Here is a 22255-nt window from a genome sequence, read left to right on the forward strand (position 1 = left end):
GACGGCGCCCGGCGTGCCGGGCGCCGTCGCCTCGTTCAGGACGCGCTGTTGCTCATGTAGCGGTCGATCTTCCAGGAGTCGTTGTCCTTCATCAGCAGGAAGAACCCGCGGGTCGCCTCGGCGCCCTGTCCGGAACTCGCGAAGACGAAGGCGCTCTTGCCCATGGTCTCCGACTCCTCGATGCTCGGCGTGCCGCCGGCGCCCTGCTGGCTCTTGAAGAGCTCGGTCAGCGCCTGCGTGCCCTCCGCCGTCTCGTGTCCCTGCACCGCCGCCACGCCGTCCGAGGTGAACATCTTGGCGGCCTGCTCGCCGTTGCCCGAGGCGAGCGCCTGGTAGAACTTCTCCACCACCGACCGGGGCGAGCCCTTGCCGGTCTCGGTCGGTGTCGCCGTGCCCGTTTCGCCGGGCATCGGGCTTTCGGTCATGCCGGGCTCGGTGCCCGTAGGCGAGGCGGGGCTCGCCGCGCCCTTCATCGCTTGTCCGGTGCCGCCCGCGGCGCAGCCGGCGGTGAGGAGGGCAGGAACGACCATGGCCAGCAGGACGCCCCTGCGCAGGAATTTCATGCTCATGGCCGCAGTGATGCCCGCCCCGGTCGTCCGGGAATGCGCGCTTGATCCAGTCCGGACGAGTCCTTTACCGGCTGCGGATTACTCACACGAATGGTTCACCCGATTTGTCGAGATCGTTCAGAGGTGCGATCGTTGCCACCTCGATACCAATTTGGCAAGGCGTCGCCTATAGCGTCCCTTCAGTGCCGCAAATTAAGGCGAACCTAAGCACGGAGCCCGAGCCCCTGCCCCTGCGTGAGGAGGCCGAGCGCTGTGCCGCGGTCGACGCCGGCCGACGCTGCGTGCTCCCGGCGACTCACCCGGGCGCCCACGTCTACCCGCCCACCGACACGAGCCCGCGATCCTGAGCGCGGGCGCCGGACGGCGGAACACTGACGGACACCTGAACCGCGCCGTCGCGGACGCGCGCCCGGTAGACGGGGATCGCGACCGCGGGCTCGTCCAGGCAGCGCCCCGTGACCAGCGAGAACACCTGCTTGTGCAGCGGCGAGGCGACGGTCGCCTCGCCCTTCCTGGTGCCGACGATCCCGCGTGAGAGCACGTACGCCCCGCTGAACGGGTCGCGGTTGCCCAGCGCGTGCACCGTGCCGTCGTAGGTGCGGAAGAGCGCCACCTGCTCGCCGTCCACCAGCGCGCACACGCCGCGCTCGGGCAGCAGGAGGTCGTAGCCGCAGATGCCGATCCAGTTCATGACATCACCACCGGTTTGATCTGGTCTCGCTCTGTCGCGAAGACGATGGACGGGTCGGGGACCCCTGGTGCGTTGACGAAGCTGACGAACCGGCCGAGCTTGTCCGGGTCCTCCAGCGTGGCCCGCCACTCGTCGGCGTAGGTGGCGACGTGCCGCTCCATGTGCGCGTCGAGGTCGGCGCAGATGCCGAGCGAGTCGTCCATGATGACCGAGCGGAGGTACCCGAGCCCGCCGTCGAGCGACTCCAGCCACGCGGAGGTGCGCTGCAGCCGGTCGGCGGTGCGGATGTAGAACATCAGGAACCGGTCGATGGTCCTGATCAGCTCCTCGCCGGTCAGGTCGGCGGCGAGCAGGTCGGCGTGGCGGGGCTTGAAGCCGCCGTTGCCGCCCACGTACAGGTTCCAGCCCTGCTCGGTGGCGATGACGCCGAAGTCCTTGGACCTGGCCTCGGCGCACTCGCGGGCGCAGCCGGAGACGGCCGACTTGAGCTTGTGCGGCGAGCGCAGCCCCCGGTAGCGCAGTTCCAGCGCGATGGCCATGCCGACCGAGTCCTGCACCCCGTACCGGCACCAGGCCGAGCCGACGCACGACTTCACCGTGCGCAGCGCCTTGCCGTAGGCGTGGCCGGACTCGAACCCGGCGTCGACGAGCCTGCGCCAGATCTCCGGGAGCTGGTCGACGCGGGCGCCGAACAGGTCGATCCGCTGCCCGCCGGTGATCTTCGTGTAGAGGCCGAAGTCGCGGGCCACCTCGCCGATGACGATGAGCTTGCCGGGGGTGATCTCGCCGCCGGGGATGCGCGGCACGACCGAGTACGTCCCGTTCTTCTGGATGTTGGCGAGGAAGTGGTCGTTGGTGTCCTGCAGGGCGGCGTTCTCGCCCTCCAGCACGTGCCCGTTGTGCAGCGAGGCGAGGATGGAGGCCACGGCGGGCTTGCACACGTCGCAGCCGCGGCCCTCCCCGTGCTCGGCGATGAGCTGGGAGAACGTGCGGATGCCGCGCACCCGTACGATGTCGAACAGTTCCGCCCTGGAGTGGGCGAAGTGCTCGCACAGCCCCTTGCCGGTGTCCACGCCGGCCTTCTCCAGCAACTGCTTGAGCATCGGCACGCAGCTCCCGCAGGTGGTGCCGGCGCGGGTGCACGCCTTGACGCCGGGCACGTCGGCGCAGCCCTGGTCGTGGATGGCGGCGCGGACGGCGCCTGCGCTGACGTTGTTGCAGGAGCACACCTGCGCGTCGTCGGGCAGGTCGAGCTGGACCCCGCCGCCGGCGAACAGCAGGTCGGCAGGGGGTGCGGGCAGCGGCTTGCCGACGTAGGAGCGCAGCGTGCCGTACGGGGACGCGTCGCCGACGCAGATGCCGCCGAGCAGGGTGGTGGCGTCGTCGCTGATGAACAGCTTCTTGTAGACGCCGCCCACCGGGTCCATGTAGGTGACGTCGAGCGCCCCTTCCATGGCCCCGAACTGGGCCACCTCGACGCCGAGCAGCTTGAGCTTGGTGGACAGGTCGGCGCCGCCGAACGCCGCCCCGCCGCCCGTGATCCGCTCGGCGGCGACCTCGGCCATGGTGAAGCACGGCCCGGCGAGCCCGTACACCATGCCGTCGTGCAGGGCGCACTCGCCGACGGCGTAGATGTGCGGGTCGGAGGTGCGCATGGCGGAGTCGACGACGACGCCGCCGCGCTCCCCCACCGCCAGGCCGCACTCCCTGGCCAGCTCGTCGCGCGGCCTGACCCCGGCGGAGAAGACCACGATCTGGGCCTCGACGAGGGTGCCGTCCGGCGTGCGGAGGCCGGTGACCTTCCCCCGGCCGTCGGTGACGATCTCCTGTACGCCGGAGCCCGCGTGCACGCTCAGCCCGAGCGCCTCGATGTGGCCCTTGAGCACCGCGCCGCCGCCCTCGTCCACCTGGCGGGGCATCAGCCACGGGCTCATCTCCACGATGTGGGTGCGCAGCCCGAGCCCGCGCAGCGCGTCGGCGGCCTCCAGACCGAGCAGCCCGCCGCCGACCACGACGCCGTCGGTGGCCCCCTCGGCCGCCGCCCTGATCGCGTCCAGGTCGTCGATCGTCCGGTAGACGTGCGCGTGCCCGGCCCCCGGCACCGGCGGCACGAACGGCCTGGACCCGGTGGCGAGCACCAGCACGTCGTACGGCTCCGGCTCGCCGCCCTCGACGGTCACCCGGCGGGCCCGCCGGTCGATGCCGGTGACGCGGCTGTTAAGCCTGGTCACCACGCCGGGCGGCACCGGGTAGGACAGCTCCTCGGCCGAGACGCCGTCCAGGTACGAGGTGAGCGCCACCCGGTCGTAGGCGGGCCTGGGCTCCTCGCCGATGACCGTGATCGTCCCGTCGAAGTCCCGCTCCAGCAGGGCCTCCACGAGCCGGTGGGCGGCCGGCCCGTACCCGGCCACGACGATCTTCCTCATGCGGGAACCCCTTCCTGTTCGCACAGCCAGCCGACGATGCCCGCCACGGCGTCACGGCAGGTGCCGCAGCCGGTCGTGGCCCTGGTGGCGGCGGCCACGCCGGCCACGTCCCTGGCGCCCGCCTCCCAGCACGCCCTGATCTGTCCCTTGGTCACGTCGTTGCAGTGGCACACCTTGGCCGCGTCGGGCATCAGCGTCGGGCTGTCGGCCCTCGCCGCCGGCGCCGGCCCGGGGAACAGCAGCCCGGCCCGGTCCCCCGGCAGCGGCCCGCCGCGGTCGTAGAGCTGGGTGAGGGTGCCGACGGCGTCGGTGTCGCCCAGCAGGATCGCGCCGACGAGCCGGTCGTCGCGGATGACGAGCTTGCGGTAGGTGCCCCGGGCCCGGTGGCTGAAGCGCACCACCTCGGCCTGCTCGTCGGTGAGGTGCGTCTCGCCCATCGCGGCCAGCTCGACGCTGCTCGCCTTGAGCCGGGTGACCAGCCGGGAGCCGCGGTAGCGCGACGCTCCGCCGGTGATCACGTCGGCGGCCACGGCGGCCTGTTCCCAGGCGGGCGCGACCAGCCCGTACACGGTGCCGTCGTGCTCGGCGCACTCGCCGATGGCCAGGATGGACGGGTCGTCGGTGCGCAGCTCGTCGTCGACCACGATGCCGCGCCGCACTTCCAGCCCGGCCTCGGCGGCCAGCGCGGTGAGCGGGCGGACGCCGCACGCGAGCACCACCAGGTCGCCCTCGACCAGCTCGCCGCCGGCCAGCCGGACGCCGCCGTCCTCGACGGCGACGGCGCTGGCGCCGGTCCTGATCGCGACGCCGAGCCCGGCCAGCGTCTCGCCCAGCACCAGGCCCGCCTCGGGGTCGAGCTGCCGTTCCATCAGGTGGCCGGCCAGGTGCAGCAGCGTCACGGGCAGCCCGCGCCCGGCCAGCCCGCGGGCGGCCTCGACGCCGAGCAGCCCGCCGCCGATCACCACCGCGCGGCGGCTGTCGGCGGCGGCCTTGACGATGCGGTCGCAGTCGTCGAGCGTCCGGAACGGGATGGCGCGCCCCACGCCGGGGATGGGCGGCACGATCGCCTCGCTGCCGGTGGCCAGCACGAGCAGGTCGTACGGCGCGCGCCGGCCGTCGGCGGTGTGCACGGCGCGCGACTCGCGGTCGATCCAGGCCACGGCGCTCCCGAGCACCGCCTCCACCCGGTGCGTGTCGTACCAGGACAGGTCGTGCAGGCCGAGCTGCTCGGGCCTGGCCTGCCCGGCGAGCACGTTCGACAGCAGCACCCGGTTGTAGGGGCTGCCCTGCTCGGCCCCGAACACGGTGACCTGCATCCGCGGGTCGCGCGCCCGTACCTCGCTGACCAGGCGCGCGCCCGCCATCCCGTTGCCGACGACGACGAGCCTCATGTGACCCGCTCCACCCGTACGGCGCAGACCTTGAACTCCGGCATCCGGGACGTGGGGTCGAGCGCCGGATTGGTCAGCCGGTTCGCCCCCTCCCAGTGAAACGGCATGAACACGGTGTCGCTCCTGATCGCGTCGCTGATCCTGGCCACGCCCTGTCCCTGGCCGCGCCTGCTGGTGACCCGCACCAGGTCCCCCGCCCCGATGTCCAGCCGCCCGGCCAGATCGGGGTGGAGCTCCACGTACGGTTCGGGCACGGCGGCGGCGAGGGCGGCGATCCTGCGGGTCTGCGCGCCGCTCTGGTAGTGCGCGAGCACGCGGCCCGTCGTGAGGTAGACGGGGTAGTCGTCGTCGATCTCCTCGGCCGGGCCCCGGTGCTCGACCGGCACGAACCTGGCCCGCCCGCCGGGGGTGGCGAAGGCTTCCAGAAACGGCCGCGGCGTCCCCGGGTGCCCCGGCGCGGGACACGGCCAGAAAACCCCGACTTCCGCCCCGCCCCGATCATCCGCGCGGTCCCGGACCTCTCCTCCGTACGGGACGTCTCCCCCACCATGGGTTTCCCCGGGGTCTTCCGTTTCTCCCGTGATGCGGTCGTACGTGATGCCCGAGTAGTCGGCGGGGCCGCCCGCGCTGGCGCGGCGCAGTTCCTCGAACACCTTGCCCGGCTCGTCGGCGAAGTCGTGGCCGAGCCTGCGGGCCAGCCCGGCGATGACCTCCAGGTCGCTCCGCACGCCGGGCGGCGGCCGGACCGCCTGCCGGCGCAGCAGCACGCGGCCCTCCAGGTTGGTCATGGTGCCCGTCTCCTCGGCCCACTGGGTGACGGGGAACACCACGTCGGCCAGCGCCGCCGTCTCCGACATGACCACGTCGCAGACGACGAGCAGGTCCAGCGACCTGATCCGCTCGGCGACCCGGGCGGAGTCGGGCGCGGACACGACCGGGTTGGAGCCGAACAGCAGCATCGCCTTCGGCCCCGCCGGCGTGCCGAGCGCCTCCAGCAGCTCGAACGCCGACCGCCCAGGACCCGGCAGGTCGCCGGGGTCGACGCCCCACACGCCGGCGACGTGCTCGCGGGCCGCCGGGTCGTCGATCCTGCGGTAGCCGGGGAGCTGGTCGGCCTTCTGCCCGTGCTCCCTGCCGCCCTGGCCGTTGCCCTGCCCGGTGAGGCACCCGTACCCGGAGCCGAGCCGTCCGGGCAGGCCGAGCGCGAGCGCCAGGTTGACGAACGCGGTGACGGTGTCGGTGCCCTGGGCGTGCTGCTCGGCGCCGCGCCCGGTGAGCACGTACGCGTTCTTCGCGTACGCGAGCGCGCGCACGGCCTCGCGCATCCGCGGCACGGGCACGCCGGTGATCCGCTCGACGCGCTCCGGCCACCAGGCGGCGAGCGAGGTCCGTACGGCGTCGAACCCGCTCGTGCGCTCCTCGACGTACGCGGCGTCGACCAGGTCCTCGGCGACGGCCAGGTGCAGCAGGCCGAGCGCGAGCGCCAGGTCGGTGCCGGGCGCGGGCCGCAGGTGCAGCCAGGCGAGCCTGGCCGTGGCGGTGCGGCGCGGGTCGACGACGATGAGCCGCGGCCCGTCCAGGTGGCGGACGAACGGCGGCATGGTCTCGGCCGGGTTGGCGCCCGCCAGCAGCACCACGTCGGCCCCGGCCAGGTCGGTGACGGGGAAGGGCATGCCGCGGTCCATGCCGAACGCCCTGATCGAGGCGGCGGCGGCCGACGACATGCAGAAGCGGCCGTTGTAGTCGATCTGGCTGGTGCCGAGTGCGACCCTGGCGAGCTTGCCCAGCAGGTACGCCTTCTCGTTGGTGAGCCCGCCCCCGCCGAACACGGCCACGCCGTCGGGGCCGTGTTCGAGCCTGATGGCGGACAGCCGGTCGGCGACGTGGCCGAGCGCCACGTCCCAGTCCACCGGCCGCCCGTGCAGGAGCGGGCTGGTCAGGCGGGCGCCGTTGGTGAGCAGGTCGGCGGCGGTCCAGCCCTTCTGGCACAGGGCTCCGGCCGCGTTGGCAGGGACGTCGGTCCGCGGCGTGATCGTGATCCCGGACGCGGTGGCGCTGATCGCCATCCCGCACTGCAGCGCGCAGTACGGGCAGTGGGTCTTCACCGGCTCGGCCATCCGGTCAGACCCTCGCGTGGGCGAGGCTGGCCACCCGAGAGACGCCGACGGTGCGCAGGTAGCACCACCAGGTCAGGGCGGCGCAGCTCGCGTAGAAGAGGCCGAAGGCGAGGAACGCGCCCGCCGGGCTGCCGGTGGCGGCGAACGACATGCCGAACGCCCGGTTGATGAGGAAGCCGCCGAGCGCCCCGACGGCGGAGATGATGCCGATGGCCGCGGACGCCTGCCGCTTGCCGTGCAGCAGCGCCGCCTCGTCGTCGCCCTTCTCCGCCACCGCCTTGGCCTGGAAGATCGCGGGGATCATCCGGTAGGTGGAGCCGTTGCCGATGCCGGCGGTCAGGAACAGCGTCTGGAAGGCGAGGAAGAACAGCCAGAAACTGCCCGATCCCGACGCCGCCCAGACGAGCAGGACGCCGCCGCCCATAGCCGCGAAGTTCCACAACGTGACCGGGGCCCCGCCGAGCCGGTCGGCCAGCCACCCGCCCACCGGCCGGATCAGCGACCCGATCAGCGGCCCGGCGAACGCCACCGCGGCCCACGGCGCGTCCGGGAACAGGCTCGTGCTGAGCAGCGGGAAGGCGGTCGAGTAGCCGATGAACGAGCCGAACGTGCCCACGTACAGGAACGACATCACCCACGTCTGTGCCTTGCCGGCCACCGCGAGCTGCTCGCGCGGGCTGGCCTTGGCGCTGGTGAGGTTGTCCATGAAGAACCAGGCGCAGACGGCGGCGACCACGACGAACGGCAGCCAGAACCACCCGGCGGCGGCCAGCCCGAACGCGCCGATCACCAGCGGCATGACGAGCTGCACCGAGCTGACGCCGATGTTGCCGCCGGCGGCGTTCAGGCCGAGCGCGACGCCCTGCTTGCTCCGCGGGTAGAAGTAGGTGATGTTGGCCATGCTGGAGGCGAAGTTGCCGCCGCCCACCCCGGCCGTGGCCGCGATCAGCAGGAACATCCAGTACGGGGTGTCCGGGCTGCTCACCGCGACCCCGAGCAGCACGGCGGGCACGACCAGCAGCAGCGCGCTGACGACGGTGAAGTTGCGTCCGCCGAACCTGGCCGGCCCGAACGTGTACGGCACCCGCAGCACGGAGCCGATCAGGTTCGGCAGCGCGACCAGCCAGAACAGCTGGTCGGTGGTGAACTCGTAGGCCCCCATCCGGGCGGCCACGATGCTCCACAGCGTCCAGACGGTGAAACCGAGATGCTCGGCCAGGATCGAGAAGACCAGGTTGCGCCGGGCGACCTTCCGGCCGGTGGTCCGCCAGAAGGCCGCGTCGTCGGGATGCCACTCGGCGATCCAGCGCGCCATCATTCCTCCTACGTTCTGAGCTGACTCGAACGTAGGAACCCGGGGTTACGCACAGAGGCGGATCGGCGCTGTGCGTTCGTTACGGGTGACTCACCCGGGCAACAGGCGATACACAAGCGTCACGCCGGAAACACGCCGTTAACGAACGCTCCTGAAGAAGGCCCGGATGTCGCGGACCAGCAGCTCCGGCTCCTCCATCGCGGCGAAGTGGCCGCCGGTCTCGAACTCGGTCCAGTGGACCACCTTGTCCGTCCGCTCGGCCAGCCTCCTGATCGGCAGCACGATGTCGTGCGGGAACACCGCGACGCCGAGCGGGGTGGGCGACGACTGCGGCATGGACCAGGCGTGGGAGAACTCCCAGTAGATCTGCGCCGCCGAGTCGGCCGTGTTCGTCAGCCAGTAGAGGCTGACGTTGGTGAGCAGCCGGTCGCGGTCCACCGGCCGGTCGGTCCACTCGCGGAACTTCTCCGCGATCCAGGCGAGCTGCCCCGCCGGCGAGTCGGCCAGGCCGAACCCGAGCGTGTGCGGCCGGCTCGACTGGATCGCCATGTAGCCGCCCATGTCCCCGGTGAACTCCTCCAGCTTGGCGAGCCGCGCCTTGTCGGACTCGCTCACCTCGCCCAGGTCGCCCGACGGGAACGTCATGAGGTAGTTCACGTGCACGCCGATCACGTGCTCGGAGTCGGTCAGCCCCAGCTCGCGGGAGATCCCGGATCCCCAGTCGCCGCCCTGCGCCCCGTACCGCTCGTACCCGAGCCTGGCCATCAGCGTGGCCCAGGCGCGGGCGATCCGGCCGAGCGTCCAGCCGGTGCCGCGCAGCGGGGCGGAGAGTCCGAAGCCCGGGACGGACGGGATGACCAGGTGGAAGGCGTCGGCCGGGTCGCCGCCGTGCGCCTCCGGGTCGGTCAGCGGCCCGATCACGTCGAGGAACTCGACGACCGAGCCCGGCCAGCCGTGGGTGAGGATCAGCGGGGTGGCGTCCGGCTCGGGCGAGCGCACGTGCAGGAAGTGGATGTCCTGGCCGTCGATCTCGGTGACGTACTGCGGGTGGGCGTTGAGCTCGGCCTCGTGCGCCCGCCAGTCGTAGCCGGTGGCCCAGTAGCCGGCCAGCTCGCGCAGCTCCGCCACGGTGACGCCGCGCTCGCTGCCTGCGCCCGGGGTCTGTACGGGGTAACGGGTCCGGCTCAGCCGCTCGCGCAGGTCGTCGAGGTCGGCCTGGGGGATGTCGAGGTGGAACTCCCTGATGGTCATAGATGTACCGTCCCAGGGATTGTGGCAAGCTTTTTGCCGCTTTTTCCGGGAAAATCGGCAAATGCTGGAAACCTCCGCGCGGCTGCTGCGCCTGCTGTCGCTCCTGCAGACCCGGCCCGCCTGGACCGGCGCCGAGCTGGCCGAACGCCTCCAGGTCAGCCCCCGGACCGTCCGCTACGACATCGGCAAGCTGCGCGGCCTCGGCTATCCGGTCCACGCCACGCCCGGGGTGGCCGGGGGTTACCGGCTGGGCGCCGGGGCCGAGCTGCCGCCGCTGCTGCTGGACGACGAGGAGGCGGTGGCGGTCGCGGTGGGGCTGCGCACCGCCGGTGCGGTGGAGGGCATCGAGGAGACGTCCCTGCGCGCCCTGGCCAAGCTGGAGCAGGTGCTGCCCGACCGGCTGCGCCGCCGGGTCCGGGCGCTGCACGCGGCCACCGTGTCCCTGGCGCCGGGCGGGCCGGCCGTCCCCGCCGAGACGCTGACCGCCGTCGCCACCGCCTGCCGCGACCGGCACCGGCTGCGGTTCGACTACCGGACGCACGACGGGTCCGTACGAATGCGGGACGTGGAACCGTACCGGCTGGTGCACACCGGGCGGCGGTGGTACCTGATCGGCTGGGACGTGGAGCGGGACGACTGGCGCACCTTCAGGGTCGACCGGCTCGCGCTGCGGACGCCCGGCGGCCCGCGCTTCACCCCCCGGGAGGCGCCGCCCGCGTCGATGGTGCCGAAGGGGGTCGACACGGCGCTGATGCGGCACCGGGCGCGGGTCACGGTGCACGCCCCGGCCTCCGCCATCGCCCCGCTCCTGCCGGAATCGGTGCTCGTCGAGAGCGCCGGAGACCGTACGTGCGTGGTGCACGCGGGCGGCGAGACCCCGATGCGGCTGGCGCTGCACATCCTCGCGCTCGACGCCGATTTCACCGTCGACAACCCCCCTGAGCTGCTGGAAGCCCTGCGCACCCTCTCGGCGCGGGCCGAGGTTACGGCGCTCGGGACAGGGGAACAGCATTCACAGCAAGGGGGGACATCATGATCAAAATGCTCCACAAGATGGGCATCAAGTCAAATCACATGTATCTGGCAGGAATCGGCTCCGTCGGCCTGGCCCTGGCCAGCTGGGTGATGTCGAAGAACTACGAAGGCGCGGAGCTGGATCGCGCCGACCGCTGGGGGATCTTCATCGGCGAGTGGGCGCCCACGTTCTTCGCCATGGGCGTGGCGCTCCGCATCGAGGAGACGCACCGCGAGCTGGGTGAGGGGCCGGAGGAGATGTACGGCCAGACCGGCCGCCAGCCGGAACGGGTGCACGCGGGCACCGGCATGTGACTTCCGAGAAGGCCCGCAGCCCGCCAGGTCTGCGGGCCTTCTCGCGTCCCGCCCCGGCTCGTGGTTCAGGTCCGGGAGCCGGCCGCGCCCACGGTCCGGACGACGATTTTCCCGCGGACTCCGCCGGATTCCAGCGCGCGGTGCGCCCCGGCGATGTCCGCCAACGGATGGACGGCGTCCACCACCGGCCGGATCGCCCCGCTCTCCACGAGCCGCGTCAGGTCGGCGAAGAGCTCGTGGGTGGGGTTCCCGCTGAAGAACCGTACGCGTCGCGAGCCGTACACGGTGGAGACCAGGATGGAGGCCAGGGACGGGACGAGGCGGCCGAGGTCGAAGCTGATCGTCACCATGCGTCCGCCGGGTGTGAGGAGCCGGCGTTAGGCGCTCAGGGCGGTGCCTGCGGTGTCGAGGATCACGTCGAACCGGCCGAGGTCGCCGGGTTCCGCCTGCGCCTCGACCGTCGACGACGCCCTGGAGGACCCCGACCCGTGGCGCGCCTTCCGCACGGTCATCGAGACGCTCTGCGCCATGCAGGCCGCCGACCGGGGGTTCACCGCCGCCTTCCTGACCGCGTTCCCCGAGGCCCTGGACTACGAGGACAAACGCGCCCGCGCCGAGCGGGGCTTCGCCGAACTCACCCGTCGCGCCAAGGCCGCCGGACGGCTGCGTCCCGACTTCGACCTGGCCGACCTCGTGCTGCTGCTCCTGGCCAACAACGGCATCGTCACCGAGTCGTCCGGGGCCGCGGCGGCCGCCTCCCGCCGCTTCGTCGCCTACCAGCTCCAGGCCTTCCAGTCCGACCGCGCCGGACCGCTGCCGCCCCCGCCCCCGCTCGGCCTCGACAGCCTGTACGCCTTGCCGTCCACGGGCCGGTAGCTACGACTTGCCGAACTGCTCCAGGGCGTCGCCACTGAGCCGGTAGCGGATCCACTCGTCGCAGGGGATGGCGCCGATGGACTTGTAGAAGTTGATCGTTGGTTCGTTCCAGTCGAGCACGGACCATTCGAAGCGCCCGTACCCGCGCTCGAGGCAGATCCGGGCCAGCTCGGTCATGAGCGCCTTGCCGTGGCCGCCGCCCCGATGCCGGGGGCGCACGAAGATGTCCTCCAGGTAGAGGCCGTGGGTGCCGGTCCAGGTGGAGAAGCTGAGGAACCACATGGCGAAGCCGACCACCTCGCCGTCGTCGTTCTCGGCCATGTGGGCGAACACCTTGGGCTCGGGGCCGAACAGCGCCTGGCGCAGCTGCTCCTCGGTGGCCTCGACCTCGTCGAGCGACTTCTCGTATGCGGCCAGCTCACGGATCAGCTGGTGGATGGCGGGCACGTCGGCAGGGGTGGCAGAGCGAATCACGCACACAGATTAGGACATATCCACTAGAGCAGCAGATTCAGGATCAGCGTCAGCAGCACCGACAGCACGACCGACACGATGATCATGATCAGGCAGCCCAGCCCGCCGCCGGCCGGCCGGATGTCCCAGTTCCCGAGTCTCATGCCTGACGGCTGCCCCGGATACATCCATCGATGTATCCGAGATCAGCCCATGTGAGGACCTTCTCCCCGCTGGGCGACGGCATCGTGGAAAGGTGACAGGCAACAGGATCGAAGCACTGGACGTGCTCAGGGGCGCGGCGATCGCGGGCACGCTGGGCACGAACATCTGGATCTTCACCAGCCCGGGCGGGCCCGCCGATCTGGCGGGGGCGCTGGGGCAGGCGGGGGCGGTGGAGTCGTTCCTGCGCTTCCTCGCCAACGGCAAGTTCCTGGCGTTGCTGACCCTGCTGTTCGGCGTCGGGCTGGAGCTGCAGTACCGCTCGGCCCGGCGGCGCGGGCTGCGCTGGCCGGGGCGCTACCTGTGGCGGGCGGCGCTGCTGTTCGCCGAGGGGCTGCTGCACTACGTGCTGGTCTTCGAGTACGACGTGCTCATGGGGTACGGGGTGACCGCGATCGTGGTCGCGTACCTGATCGGGCGGAGCGACCGGGTGGTGACCGCCTGGATGACGGCCGTCGGGTCGCTGTTCGTGCTGTTCGTGGGGCTGGCCACGGCCGCGCTCCTCAACAGCGGTGCCGCACTGGCCGGATCCTCGCCGGGGTCGCTGTTCACCGAGGGGTCCTACCTGGACCAGGTGGCGTCCCGGATCGAGCTGGCCGGGGTGTACCGGGCGGAGGCGGTGTTCATCGTGCCGCTGGGCGTCGTGCTGTTCCTGCTGGGGGCCCGGCTGCTGCGGGCGGGCGTGTTCGACGGCACCGAGCGCGGCGCGGCGCTGCGGCGCAGGCTCATGGCGATCGGCCTGGGCGCAGCGCTGCCGCTCAACCTGGTCACCACGTTCGCCGGCCCCGGCTGGTTCCTGGTGGACCGGTACCTGCTGCCGCCCCTGGTGGCGCTGGGCCTGCTCGCCCTGATCACCTCGCTGGTGCGCCGGGACGCCGCGCCGGGGCCGCTGCGCCGCGGCCTGTCCAACGTGGGCAGGACCGCGCTGAGCTGCTACGTCTTCCAGAACGTGGTCGCCTCGGCCCTCTGCTACGGCTGGGGGCTCGGGCTGGCCGCCCGGCTCGACTGGCTGCGGCCCTGGTGGGTGCCGGTGGCGTGGCTGGCCATCTGCGCGCTGTTCATGGCCCTGTCCACGCTCTGGCTGCGGCGGTTCAGCCGGGGGCCGATCGAGGCCGCGTGGCAGTGGGCGTACCAGCTGCCGTGGCGGTCGGCGCCGGCCCCCGCGCGCTCCGGGTCCGCCTAGACCATGCGCACCACGTGCAGCAGGTACTCCTTCCGGTTGCGCGGGTCGTGGCCGATGCGGCGGCGGGCGGGCGGCGGCCCTGGCACCCGCTGGTAGCGGTCGAAGGCGGTCTCCAGGACGCCTTCGCCGCGGGTCAGCGACGGCAGCGCCCGCTCCAGCCCGTGCACCAGCGCCGCCGGCACCGTCCCCTCGATCCGGTACGTGTCGCCGTGCGGCCGCGAGCCCGTCGGGACCGCGCGCAGCCGCGACAGTACCGGCAGCACCCCGCCCAGCAGGTCGGCGGGGATCTCCAGGTGGAAGCGGTGCAACGGCTCGTGCACGCGGGTGCCCGCCTGCTTCAGCGCGTCCATCAGCACCAGCGGCGTCAGGTTGCGGAAGTCGCCGGCGGTGCTGGACATGCTCTTGTCGAACACCCCGTGGGAGTGGCTCTGCCGCGCCCAGTAGCCGGTGTGGGTGAGGGTGACCGCACAGTCGATCACCTCCCAGCCGTGCAGGCCCTGCTGGAGCGTCTGCCGCGCCGTCTCCTCGACGGCGCGCATGAACGTGTACGGCATCGACCCCAGCTCGACCGCCAGCCGGAACGTCACCCCCGACCCGATCGGCCCGGGTTCGACGCGCAGCCCGACCGTGCCGAGGAACGGGTTGCCGCCCTGGGCGATGAACTCGGCCGCCGCGCCGGTGCCGGCCGGGCGTTCGACGCAGATCGTGGTGGTCTCCTCGAACGTCACGTCCAGCCCGAACTCCTCGGCCAGCGTCTGCTGGATAACCTCCTTCTGCACCTCCCCGTACAGGGAGACGTAGGTCTCCTGCCGGACGTCGTCCTGCCGCAGGCCGATCAGCGGGTCCTGCTCGGCGAGCTGGGTGAGCGCGGCGTGCAGGGCACCCCGGTCGGCGGCCCGGACGGGCGTGACGACGGTCTCCAGCGACGGCGGCGCGAAGTGGCGGCGCACCCGGCCGCGAGCCGGTCCGACGCGAATGCCGACGCGATCGGCGACACGATCGGCGTGGTGATCCATGACGTGGTCGGCGGCGTGGTCGGCGTGCTGGTCAGCGAGCTGGTCGCCTATGTAGTCGCCGACGCGGATGCCTCCGAGTCCCGACAGCAGGCCGATCCGACCGGCGCCGACCGCGTCCGCGCGGACGGCGGTGCCGCGGTCGAACACCCCGATCGCCGTCACCTTGCCGTGGCCGGGGACGGTGTCGCGGACCCGGAGCGTGCCGGAGAACATGCGGACGTAGGCGAGCCGCTCCCCCGCGGGCCCGCGCTCGACCTTGAACACGGCGCCGGACGGCGGCCCCGACGCGTCGCCTTCGGCGGCGGGCAGCAGGTCGCGGATGCCGTCCATGAGCGCGGGCACGCCCGCCCCGGTGATGGCCGAGCCGAAGAACACCGGGTGCGCCAGACCGTCGCGCGCCTGCCGGGTGAGCGCCTGGCGCAGCCGCCGGTCCGTGATGGGCCGGTCGTCCACGTACGCGGCGAGCAGGGTCTCGTCGTGGTCGGCGAGCAGCTCGGCCAGGCGCGGGTCGGCGGCGGGGGTGACGGCGGCGGCGCGGGTGCCGAGGCCGGTGACGGCCGACATGGCGACGCCCGACGGGGCCAGCCGGGCCCTGATCGCGTCCAGCACCTCACCGTACGCGGCGCCGCGCCGGTCGATCTTGTTGACGAAGATCAGCGCGGGGATGCCGAGCCGCCGCAGCGTACGCATGAGCACGCGCGTCTGGGCCTGCACCCCCTCGACGGCGGAGACCGCCAGAACGGCGCCGTCGAGCACGTCCAGCACGCGCTCGACCTCGGCGATGAAGTCGGGGTGACCCGGCGTGTCGATGAGGTTGACCGTCACGTCGCCGATGGGGAAGGAGACGACGGCGGATCTGATCGTGATGCCGCGCCGGCGTTCGAGCGCGAGGGTGTCGGTGCGGGTGCTGCCCTGGTCGACGCTGCCGAGCTCGTCGATGACCCCGGCGGCGTGCAGCAGCCGCTCGGTCAGGCTCGTCTTACCGGCGTCGACATGCGCGAGGATCCCGAGGTTGAGTGTTTTCACGGAGCGTCATGTCCTGTGCGTAGAAGGAAGTCTTCAGCTGGGTGGACATGAAAGTCGCTCGCATTTCTGCTCCTCGCTCACGGGATGCCGTTCCGCCGCTCAGCTCAGCAGACCGGCGCGCGCGATCACAACCGATTTAATTTCAGGAGTTTCACCTCATATCCCGCATTCTGACTCGTACGGAGAAATTTCGTGATATGAAGTGTCATGGAGATCCTGGGAGATCAAGCGCGACAGGGCCCCGGTCAGTGAGCAAGGACCGGGGCCTTTCGCGTGCCGTGATCAGTCGCCGTTGAGCACCGGCGTGATCCACTTCAGCGTGCCGGTGCGCAGGGCCTCTTCCGCCAGGCGCTTGCCGGTGACGGTCCTGAGCGCGGCCAGCGAGCTGTCGATCCACGGCTGCACGTTCTGGTTGCCCTGCTCGCGGTACTCGACCGCCTGGATCAGGCACTCCAGCTTGTCGGCGTCACGCGCGCACACCGCCTCCAGGCTGTCCTTCTCCTCGTACTCCCGGACCGCGCCGCTCACCATCTCCGCCACCTCGCCGGGCAGGCCGCGCGTCTGGTCGGCCGTGACCTCCTCGTTGGAGGCGGGCTTGAGGTAGCGCTTGCCGATGTACGGGATGTCGGTGATGCGGGTCTCCTGCGTGTCATGGAAGAGACTCATGAACGCGGCCCGTTCCGGGTTGCCGCCCTCCAGCTTGGCGATCATCCCGGCGATGACGGCGGTGCGGAAGGAGTGGTCGGCGATGCTCTCCGGATCGCGCACCCCGGCCACCAGCCAGCCGGTGCGTTTGTAGCGTTTGAGCAGCCCGAACTCGTACAGCAGCCCCGCCACTCCCGCGAGTTCGCCAGTCACGGAGATTCCCCCTCAACCTCGGTCCGGCTCGTGAGCCGAGCGTAGACGACGCGTGCCCGTCCCGGCGTGACGCGAAACCTCGCGGCGGGGCGGCGGCGGCGGCGCGGTAGGCGGCGGCTCCCGGTTGTCCCCGGTTTCCGTCATGATCGTGCCGGGGCGCGGTTCACCGAGGAGGGCCCGGGTAGCGGCCAATCATGTCCACTGTCATGTCAGCGCGGCTGCTCGCCTGCGCCGCCGCACTGGTCCTGGCGGCGACCGGCTGTTCCAGCTCGGTCGACCCGAACGACCCCGCCCGCCTGAACCGCCCGCAGAACGACGGCGCGAACGGCGACGTGCAGGGGGTGCACGTACGCGACGCGTTCCTGCTCGGCGAGATGTCCACCGCGTCACCCGCCGCGTCACCCGCCGCGTCACCCGCGGGCCGGCAGGCCCTGTACGCGGTGCTGATCAGCAACCGTGACCGGCCCGACCTGCTGGAGCGGGTCACCGTGGAGGGCGGCGGGACCGTCCGGCTGGCGGGGCCGGTCGAGCTGCGCCCCTACGAGGCCGCCACCCGGCCCGACCAGCCCATCGGCATGGCCAGCGGCATCCCCGGCAACTACGTGCCGATGACGTTCACGTTCCGCGACGCGGGCGCGGTGCGGATGGCGGTGCCCGTGATGGCGCGGCAGGGCAGGTTCGCCAGTCTGCCGCCGTCGCCGACCGGCACGCCGACGCCCACGTCGACCCCGTCGCCCAAGCGGTCCGGCCCGACGCCGAAGCCGACCGTCCCGCCGGAGCACGCCACCCGCGAGCCGGGCTGATCAGGCTCGCCCGCCCTACCATCGGTGAGGACCCCGTACCGCAACGAGAGAGACCAAATGATCTTCATCACCGCGAAGTTCCGCGTCCGGCCCGAGTCCGCCGACCGGTTCGCCGAGATCACCGCCGAGTTCACCCGGGCCACCCGCGCCGAGCCCGGCTGCCTGTGGTTCGACTGGTCGCGCAGCCTGGACGACCCGAACGAGTACGTGCTGGTGGAGGCGTTCAAGGACGGTGACGCGGGCGCCGCGCACGTCCAGTCGGACCATTTCAGGAAGGCCCAGCAGGACCTGCCGCCGCACCTGGCCGAGACGCCGCGGATCGTCAACACCACGATCCCGCAGGACGACTGGTCGCTGCTGGGCGAGATGGCGGTCGACTGACCCGGCGCGGGGCCGGCGGCTCGCCCGCCGGCCCCCCGAGGATCAGGACTTGGCCGCGTCGCGCAGCGCCCGCACGTCGATCTTGCTCATGCCCATCATCGCCTGCGCCACCTTCCCCGCGACCTCGGGGTCGGGGTGGCTCAGCAGCTCGGGCAGCTCCCTCGGGATGATCTGCCAGGACAGGCCGTAGCGGTCCTTCAGCCACCCGCACCGACCTTCCTCGCCGCCCTCGGTGAGCCTGCCCCACAGCTCGTCGACCTCCTCCTGCGACTCGCAGTCGACGAGCAGCGAGATCGCCTCGTTGAAGGTGTGGGCCGGGCCGCCGTTGAGCGCCAGGTAGCGCTGCCCCGCCAGCTCGAACGTGACCATCATCGCCCCGCCGTCCGGCCCCGGCTGGACCCCCACCACCCGGGAGCCGGCGAAGAGCGAGGTGTAGAAGGTGGCGGCCTCCTCGGCCTGGTGGTCGAACCAGAGGTAGGTGGTGATCTTCTGCATGACAGCGTCCTTTCAGGGTGCCGTTCGTCGTCTCACCGACGCGTCGAACGCCTCCGCGCCGGATCGACACGGCCGCCAGAACTTTTTCCGGCCCGGGACGCTCACACCGGCAGCACCGCCCGCACCCGGAACCCGCCCTCCGGGACCGGCCCCGCGGCGAGCCGAACATCGCCACCCGCTCGCGCATCCCGACCAGCCCGTAGCCGCTCTCGCCCGGCCGGGGCGGCGGGCCGGACGGCCCCCGGTCCACCACCTCCAGCGTGAGCTCGCGCGGCCGGTAGCCGACCGTCACCGTCACGTCGGCCGGCCCGGCGTGCTTGAGCGTGTTCGTCAGCGCCTCCTGCAGGATCCGGTAGGCCGACAGGTCCAGCGCGGGCGGCAGCGGCACCGGTTCGCCGTGGATCTCCGTCTTCACCGTCAGGCCGGCGGCGCGTACCTGGTCCACCAGTTCGTCCAGCCGGTCGAGCCCCGCGATCGGCACGGTCCCGTCGCTCTCGGGCCCGCGCAGCAGGTTGAGCATGAGCCGCAGCTCCTCCACCGCCTCCCGGCCGGCCGCCTCGACGGTGGCCAGGATCTCCCGCTCGGGCGCCCGCTCCTGCCCCAGCATCAGCCGGACCCCGCCGGTGCGCATGGTCATCACGCTCACGCTGTGGACCACGATGTCGTGCAGCTCGCGGGCGATGCGGGCGCGCTCGGCGGAGACGGCCTCGCGGGCGAGCAGCTCGCCGCGCCCCGCCGCCCGCACGGCCAGCGCCCGGTAGCGCCGCACCGCGATGCCCGCGCCCGCCGCGACGGTGGTCATGACCACGGCCACCGCGACGTCGCCCCACCCGGGCGCGTTCGAGGACGCGGCCAGCATCGCCGCCACGAAGACGCCGGTCATCGCCAGCCCCGTCACCGCCCGCCGGTCACGCGGGCACACCTCGCTCAGCAGCGTGAACAGCAGGAGCAGCTGCGTGTAGTACTGCCACGCCGCCGCCACGTCCGCGACCAGCAGGAACCCGGCGACGTTCGCGATCGTGTACGCGGACAGCACCCCGAACGGCGCCCGCCTGCGGAACAGCACGAGCACCGCCGCGGCGACCCCGGCGGCGATCCACCACGCCGCCTCCTGCCGGTCAGGGGCGGCCGTGCGCTCGCCGATCTCTTCGGCCACCGCGAACAGCCCGACGACGCCCGCCACGAGCCAGTCGACCGGAGAGGGGATACGCGGCGCCATGCCGGAAGTATGACCTGTGACCGGACCGGATCACGTGCCGGGTGGGCAACGGTCGTCCGGTTTCCGGTCGGTGCGGTTCCCCGTATCTGGGACAACCCGAACACCTGCCGTCGCGGGCGCCTGCCTCGTCCTGGCGCGGCCAGGAACGCCTGCGGGCGGACGCCGCGCTGAACGCGGCGCCCGCCCGGGCGTGGAGGGTTGGTGCTCCGTCAGCGATGATCCGCTACGCGCTGTGGACGAGGGACGGGCAACTGGCCGGCAGGGAGTTGCCGCCCGCGACCGCGCACGCCGTCTGCTGCATGTTCCTGTACGGCAGGAAGAACTGCTGGGCCGGCGAGAAACCGAGGAGCGACGCCAGCGAGAGCCGGCCGTCCTCGCTCAACTGGTGGGCACTCCGGCCGTCCAGCTTCTGGCCATCCACGTCCTGACCTTCGACGTCCTGAGCCTCGACGTCCTGAGCCTCAGCGTCGGGACCCTCGACGTCCTGACCCTCGACGTCCTGAGCCTCAGCGTCCTGACCCTCGACGTCCTGACCCTCGACATCCTGAGCCTCAGCGTCGGGACCCTCGACGTTCAGGTCCTCAGCGTCCGGACCCTCCACGTCCTGAGCCTCAGCGTCCTGACCCTCGACATCCTGAGCCTCAGCGTCGGGACCCTCGACGTTCAGGTCCTCAGCGTCCTGACCCTCGACATCCTGAGCCTCAGCGTCCTGACCCTCGACATCCTGAGCCTCAGCGTCGGGACCCTCGACGTTCAGGTCCTCAGCGTCCTGACCCTCCACGTCCTGAGCCTCAGCGTCCTGACCCTCGACATCCTGAGCCTCAGCGTCGGGACCCTCCACGTCCTGAGCCTCAGCGTCCTGACCCTCGACATCCTGAGCCTCAGCGTCGGGACCCTCGACGTCCTGACCCTCGACGTCCTGACCCTCGACGTCCTGAGCCTCAGCGTCCTGAGCCTCGACGTCCTGACCCTCAGCGCCCTGACCCTCGACATCCTGAGCCTCAGCGTCGGGACCCTCCACGTCCTGAGCCTCAGCGTCCTGACCCTCGACATCCTGAGCCTCAGCGTCGGGACCCTCGACGTCCTGACCCTCGACGTCCTGACCCTCGACGTCCTGAGCCTCAGCGTCCTGAGCCTCGACGTCCTGACCCTCAGCGCCAGGACCCTCGACGTACAGGCCCTCCATGGTCTGGCCGAACGCGTTCTGGCCGAAGGCGTTCTGTCTGTCCGCGTTCAACTGGTCCACGGTGGCCAGCCATGGGGTGAAGAGCGCACCGTAGCTGGGGAGGATCACCGACACGTAGTTGTTGGTGGCCTGTGCGTTGTTGGCGCTCCGGTCCTCGGGCCGGGCGGCCTTCTCGGCCTCGTTCTCGGCCTGGGTCCCCACCGGCTCGGCGTCGCTGGGCTCCGGCTGGTCCTGCGGGTCAGCGACCTCGGCGATCATCGGCTCGCGGTCCGCGGGTCCCTGGCGGTCCCAGGAGTCCTCGTGGTCCGGCCCGTCCTCGCGGCTCCAGGCGTCCTCGTACTCCGGCTCGTCCTCACGGTTCCAGGAGATCTCGTGCTCCGGCCCGTCCTCGCGGCTCCAGGCGTCCCTGTACTCCGGCCCGTCCTCACGGTTCCAGGAGATCTCGTGCTCCGGCCCGTCCTCACGGCCCCAGGCGTCCTCGTGCTCCGGCCCGTCCTCACGGCCCCAGGCGTCCTCGTGCTCCGGCCCGTCCTCACGGCCCCAGGCGTCCCTGTACTCCGGCCCGTCCTCACGGCCCCAGGCGTCCCTGTACTCCGGCCCGTCCTCACGGTACGAGGCTTCCTCGTGCTCCGGCCCGTCCTCACGGCCCCAGGCGTCCTCGTACTCCGGCGCGTCCTCGTGGCCCCAGGATTCGTGGTGGGCCGGCTCGTCCTCGCGGTATTCCGCTTCCTCGTAGCCGGGCTCGTCCTCGCGGTATTCGGCCTCCTCGTAGCCGGGCTCGTCCTCGCGGTATTCCGCTTCCTCGTAGCCAGGCTCGTCCTCTTGGTTCCAGGAATGCGGGTGGTGCGCCGACTCGTGGGCTTCCTCGCGGTGCCGGGTGTCCTCGTAGTTCGGGGAGTCCTCGCGGTGCCCGGCGTCCTCGTGGTCGCGGGATTCCCAGGCCTCCTCGGCCGAGTCGTCCTCGTGCCACTGGTCGTTGCGCTGGTCGGACATGGTGCTGTTGGGGCCCGGCCAGTCGGCCGTGCCTGCGTACGCGGGTCCCGTCGAAGCCAGGGGAGCCGCGAGAGCGACCGTGGCCGCGGCTACCCACAGCAGGCCGTTCCGGTGATTTGTCTTTTGCGTGTTTGGTCTGGTCATTTTTCTTTCCGTATACGTCTAGGGCTCTGCTATTACTTTCTTGGCGCTTCGCCTCTGCACGACTTGTACGGAAATACCCGTGGCCCTCTGGCCGAACCCGCCGATATTGCCAGCTACCAGCAAAGTACTACCATGTAAGATAATCAGGCCAGCCCGTGCCGAACTACAAAAATCCCCATTTAGACCGATTTACCACGCCGCCCATTTGTCCATATTTGCGCCGATTCTGGAGAGCAGTCGAACCATCTCCCGACCGGCGCCGCCAGACCCCTCAGGAGCGACGCCGAGGGCGGCACCACGGGCACAGAACG

21 protein-coding genes and 2 pseudogenes are annotated in these 22255 nt (G+C 71.7%); 9 read left to right on the plus strand and 14 right to left on the minus strand.

Features of this window, described 5'->3' with window-relative positions:
• Positions 1 to 35: 35 nt before the first annotated feature.
• From KME79_RS37820 to KME79_RS37850, 7 genes are all read right to left on the minus strand, one after another.
• Positions 36 to 569 (minus strand): Cif family virulence factor, encoded by a 534-nt coding sequence (locus KME79_RS37820; protein WP_219550314.1) that lies wholly within the window; start codon positions 567 to 569, stop codon positions 36 to 38.
• Between the two features lie 313 nt (positions 570 to 882).
• Positions 883 to 1260 carry a nitrite reductase small subunit NirD gene (gene nirD / locus KME79_RS37825; RefSeq protein WP_219550316.1) on the minus strand — a complete coding sequence of 126 codons (378 nt, stop codon included), beginning with the start codon at positions 1258 to 1260 and terminating at the stop codon, positions 883 to 885.
• Positions 1257 to 3686 carry a nitrite reductase large subunit NirB gene (gene nirB, locus KME79_RS37830; protein ID WP_219550318.1) on the minus strand — a complete coding sequence of 810 codons (2430 nt, stop codon included), beginning with the start codon at positions 3684 to 3686 and terminating at the stop codon, positions 1257 to 1259. Before nirB ends, nirD begins: the two co-directional genes overlap by 4 nt.
• On the minus strand, positions 3683 to 5077 hold the full coding sequence (locus tag KME79_RS37835) for an FAD-dependent oxidoreductase (RefSeq protein WP_219550320.1): 1395 nt from the start codon (positions 5075 to 5077) through the stop codon (positions 3683 to 3685). The genes nirB and KME79_RS37835 overlap by 4 nt, the downstream gene beginning before the upstream one ends.
• Positions 5074 to 7194, minus strand: a complete 2121-nt coding sequence (locus tag KME79_RS37840) for a molybdopterin oxidoreductase family protein (protein ID WP_219550322.1) — start codon at positions 7192 to 7194, stop codon at positions 5074 to 5076. The genes KME79_RS37835 and KME79_RS37840 overlap by 4 nt, the downstream gene beginning before the upstream one ends.
• Positions 7195 to 7198: 4 nt before the next feature.
• Complete coding sequence (locus KME79_RS37845) at positions 7199 to 8512, minus strand: MFS transporter (protein ID WP_281429618.1); 1314 nt, start codon at positions 8510 to 8512, stop codon at positions 7199 to 7201.
• A gap of 135 nt (positions 8513 to 8647) precedes the next feature.
• Positions 8648 to 9760 carry an epoxide hydrolase family protein gene (locus KME79_RS37850; protein WP_219550324.1) on the minus strand — a complete coding sequence of 371 codons (1113 nt, stop codon included), beginning with the start codon at positions 9758 to 9760 and terminating at the stop codon, positions 8648 to 8650.
• Positions 9761 to 9821: 61 nt separating this feature from the next.
• Between KME79_RS37850 and KME79_RS37855 the strand changes: the two genes are divergently transcribed.
• Both KME79_RS37855 and KME79_RS37860 read left to right on the plus strand, forming a co-directional pair.
• Positions 9822 to 10796 (plus strand): helix-turn-helix transcriptional regulator, encoded by a 975-nt coding sequence (locus tag KME79_RS37855; protein ID WP_219550326.1) that lies wholly within the window; start codon positions 9822 to 9824, stop codon positions 10794 to 10796.
• A complete protein-coding gene (locus KME79_RS37860) occupies positions 10793 to 11089 on the plus strand; it encodes a hypothetical protein (RefSeq protein ID WP_246641107.1) in 297 nt (98 codons plus the stop codon). The genes KME79_RS37855 and KME79_RS37860 overlap by 4 nt, the downstream gene beginning before the upstream one ends.
• Positions 11090 to 11154: 65 nt before the next feature.
• Here KME79_RS37860 and KME79_RS37865 read toward each other — a convergent pair.
• A pseudogene (locus KME79_RS37865) lies at positions 11155 to 11451 on the minus strand (zinc-binding dehydrogenase); the annotation flags it as partial.
• Positions 11452 to 11491: 40 nt separating this feature from the next.
• Here KME79_RS37865 and KME79_RS37870 point away from each other — a divergent pair.
• A complete protein-coding gene (locus KME79_RS37870; protein WP_246641129.1) occupies positions 11492 to 11965 on the plus strand; it encodes an SbtR family transcriptional regulator in 474 nt (157 codons plus the stop codon).
• On the opposite strand, the gene KME79_RS37875 is transcribed toward KME79_RS37870, so the two are convergent.
• Entirely contained in the window at positions 11966 to 12439 is a 474-nt protein-coding gene (locus KME79_RS37875; protein WP_219550330.1) for a GNAT family N-acetyltransferase, read from the minus strand.
• Positions 12440 to 12674: 235 nt separating this feature from the next.
• Between KME79_RS37875 and KME79_RS37880 the strand changes: the two genes are divergently transcribed.
• Entirely contained in the window at positions 12675 to 13823 is a 1149-nt protein-coding gene (locus tag KME79_RS37880) for a DUF418 domain-containing protein (RefSeq protein WP_219550332.1), read from the plus strand.
• Here KME79_RS37880 and KME79_RS47275 read toward each other — a convergent pair.
• Complete coding sequence (locus KME79_RS47275) at positions 13820 to 15865, minus strand: elongation factor G (protein WP_219550334.1); 2046 nt, start codon at positions 15863 to 15865, stop codon at positions 13820 to 13822. The two genes, KME79_RS37880 and KME79_RS47275, sit on opposite strands and share 4 nt — an antisense overlap.
• A 282-nt stretch (positions 15866 to 16147) precedes the next feature.
• On the minus strand, positions 16148 to 16723 hold the full coding sequence (locus KME79_RS37890; RefSeq protein WP_148030226.1) for an HD domain-containing protein: 576 nt from the start codon (positions 16721 to 16723) through the stop codon (positions 16148 to 16150).
• 194 nt (positions 16724 to 16917) lie between these two features.
• On the opposite strand from KME79_RS37890, the gene KME79_RS37895 reads away from it, so the two are divergent.
• A complete protein-coding gene (locus KME79_RS37895; protein WP_219550336.1) occupies positions 16918 to 17526 on the plus strand; it encodes a hypothetical protein in 609 nt (202 codons plus the stop codon).
• A 57-nt stretch (positions 17527 to 17583) separates the two neighbouring features.
• A complete protein-coding gene (locus tag KME79_RS37900; protein ID WP_219550338.1) occupies positions 17584 to 17907 on the plus strand; it encodes a putative quinol monooxygenase in 324 nt (107 codons plus the stop codon).
• Between the two features lie 42 nt (positions 17908 to 17949).
• Here the strand turns inward: KME79_RS37900 and KME79_RS37905 are convergent, their stop codons facing one another.
• Together KME79_RS37905 and KME79_RS47580 are read right to left on the minus strand one after the other, a co-directional pair.
• Positions 17950 to 18402, minus strand: a complete 453-nt coding sequence (locus KME79_RS37905; protein ID WP_219550340.1) for a VOC family protein — start codon at positions 18400 to 18402, stop codon at positions 17950 to 17952.
• Positions 18403 to 18574: 172 nt separating this feature from the next.
• A pseudogene (locus KME79_RS47580) lies at positions 18575 to 19039 on the minus strand (sensor histidine kinase); the annotation flags it as partial.
• Between KME79_RS47580 and KME79_RS45790 the strand changes: the two are divergent.
• Genes KME79_RS45790 through KME79_RS45800 form a run of 3 tightly spaced genes read left to right on the plus strand, consistent with a single transcriptional unit; the run spans position 18921 to position 19634 of the window.
• Positions 18921 to 19163 (plus strand): hypothetical protein, encoded by a 243-nt coding sequence (locus tag KME79_RS45790; protein WP_246641108.1) that lies wholly within the window; start codon positions 18921 to 18923, stop codon positions 19161 to 19163. The pseudogene KME79_RS47580 and the gene KME79_RS45790 sit on opposite strands and share 119 nt — an antisense overlap.
• A 39-nt stretch (positions 19164 to 19202) precedes the next feature.
• Positions 19203 to 19364 (plus strand): hypothetical protein, encoded by a 162-nt coding sequence (locus KME79_RS45795; protein WP_246641109.1) that lies wholly within the window; start codon positions 19203 to 19205, stop codon positions 19362 to 19364.
• A gap of 57 nt (positions 19365 to 19421) precedes the next feature.
• Positions 19422 to 19634 carry a hypothetical protein gene (locus KME79_RS45800; protein WP_246641110.1) on the plus strand — a complete coding sequence of 71 codons (213 nt, stop codon included), beginning with the start codon at positions 19422 to 19424 and terminating at the stop codon, positions 19632 to 19634.
• Positions 19635 to 19844: 210 nt separating this feature from the next.
• Here the strand turns inward: KME79_RS45800 and KME79_RS37915 are convergent, their stop codons facing one another.
• Positions 19845 to 21800 carry a hypothetical protein gene (locus KME79_RS37915; protein ID WP_219550342.1) on the minus strand — a complete coding sequence of 652 codons (1956 nt, stop codon included), beginning with the start codon at positions 21798 to 21800 and terminating at the stop codon, positions 19845 to 19847.
• Positions 21801 to 22255: the final 455 nt, after the last annotated feature.

The sequence above is a fragment of the Nonomuraea harbinensis genome, from assembly GCF_019396385.1.
Classification (GTDB): domain Bacteria; phylum Actinomycetota; class Actinomycetes; order Streptosporangiales; family Streptosporangiaceae; genus Nonomuraea; species Nonomuraea ferruginea.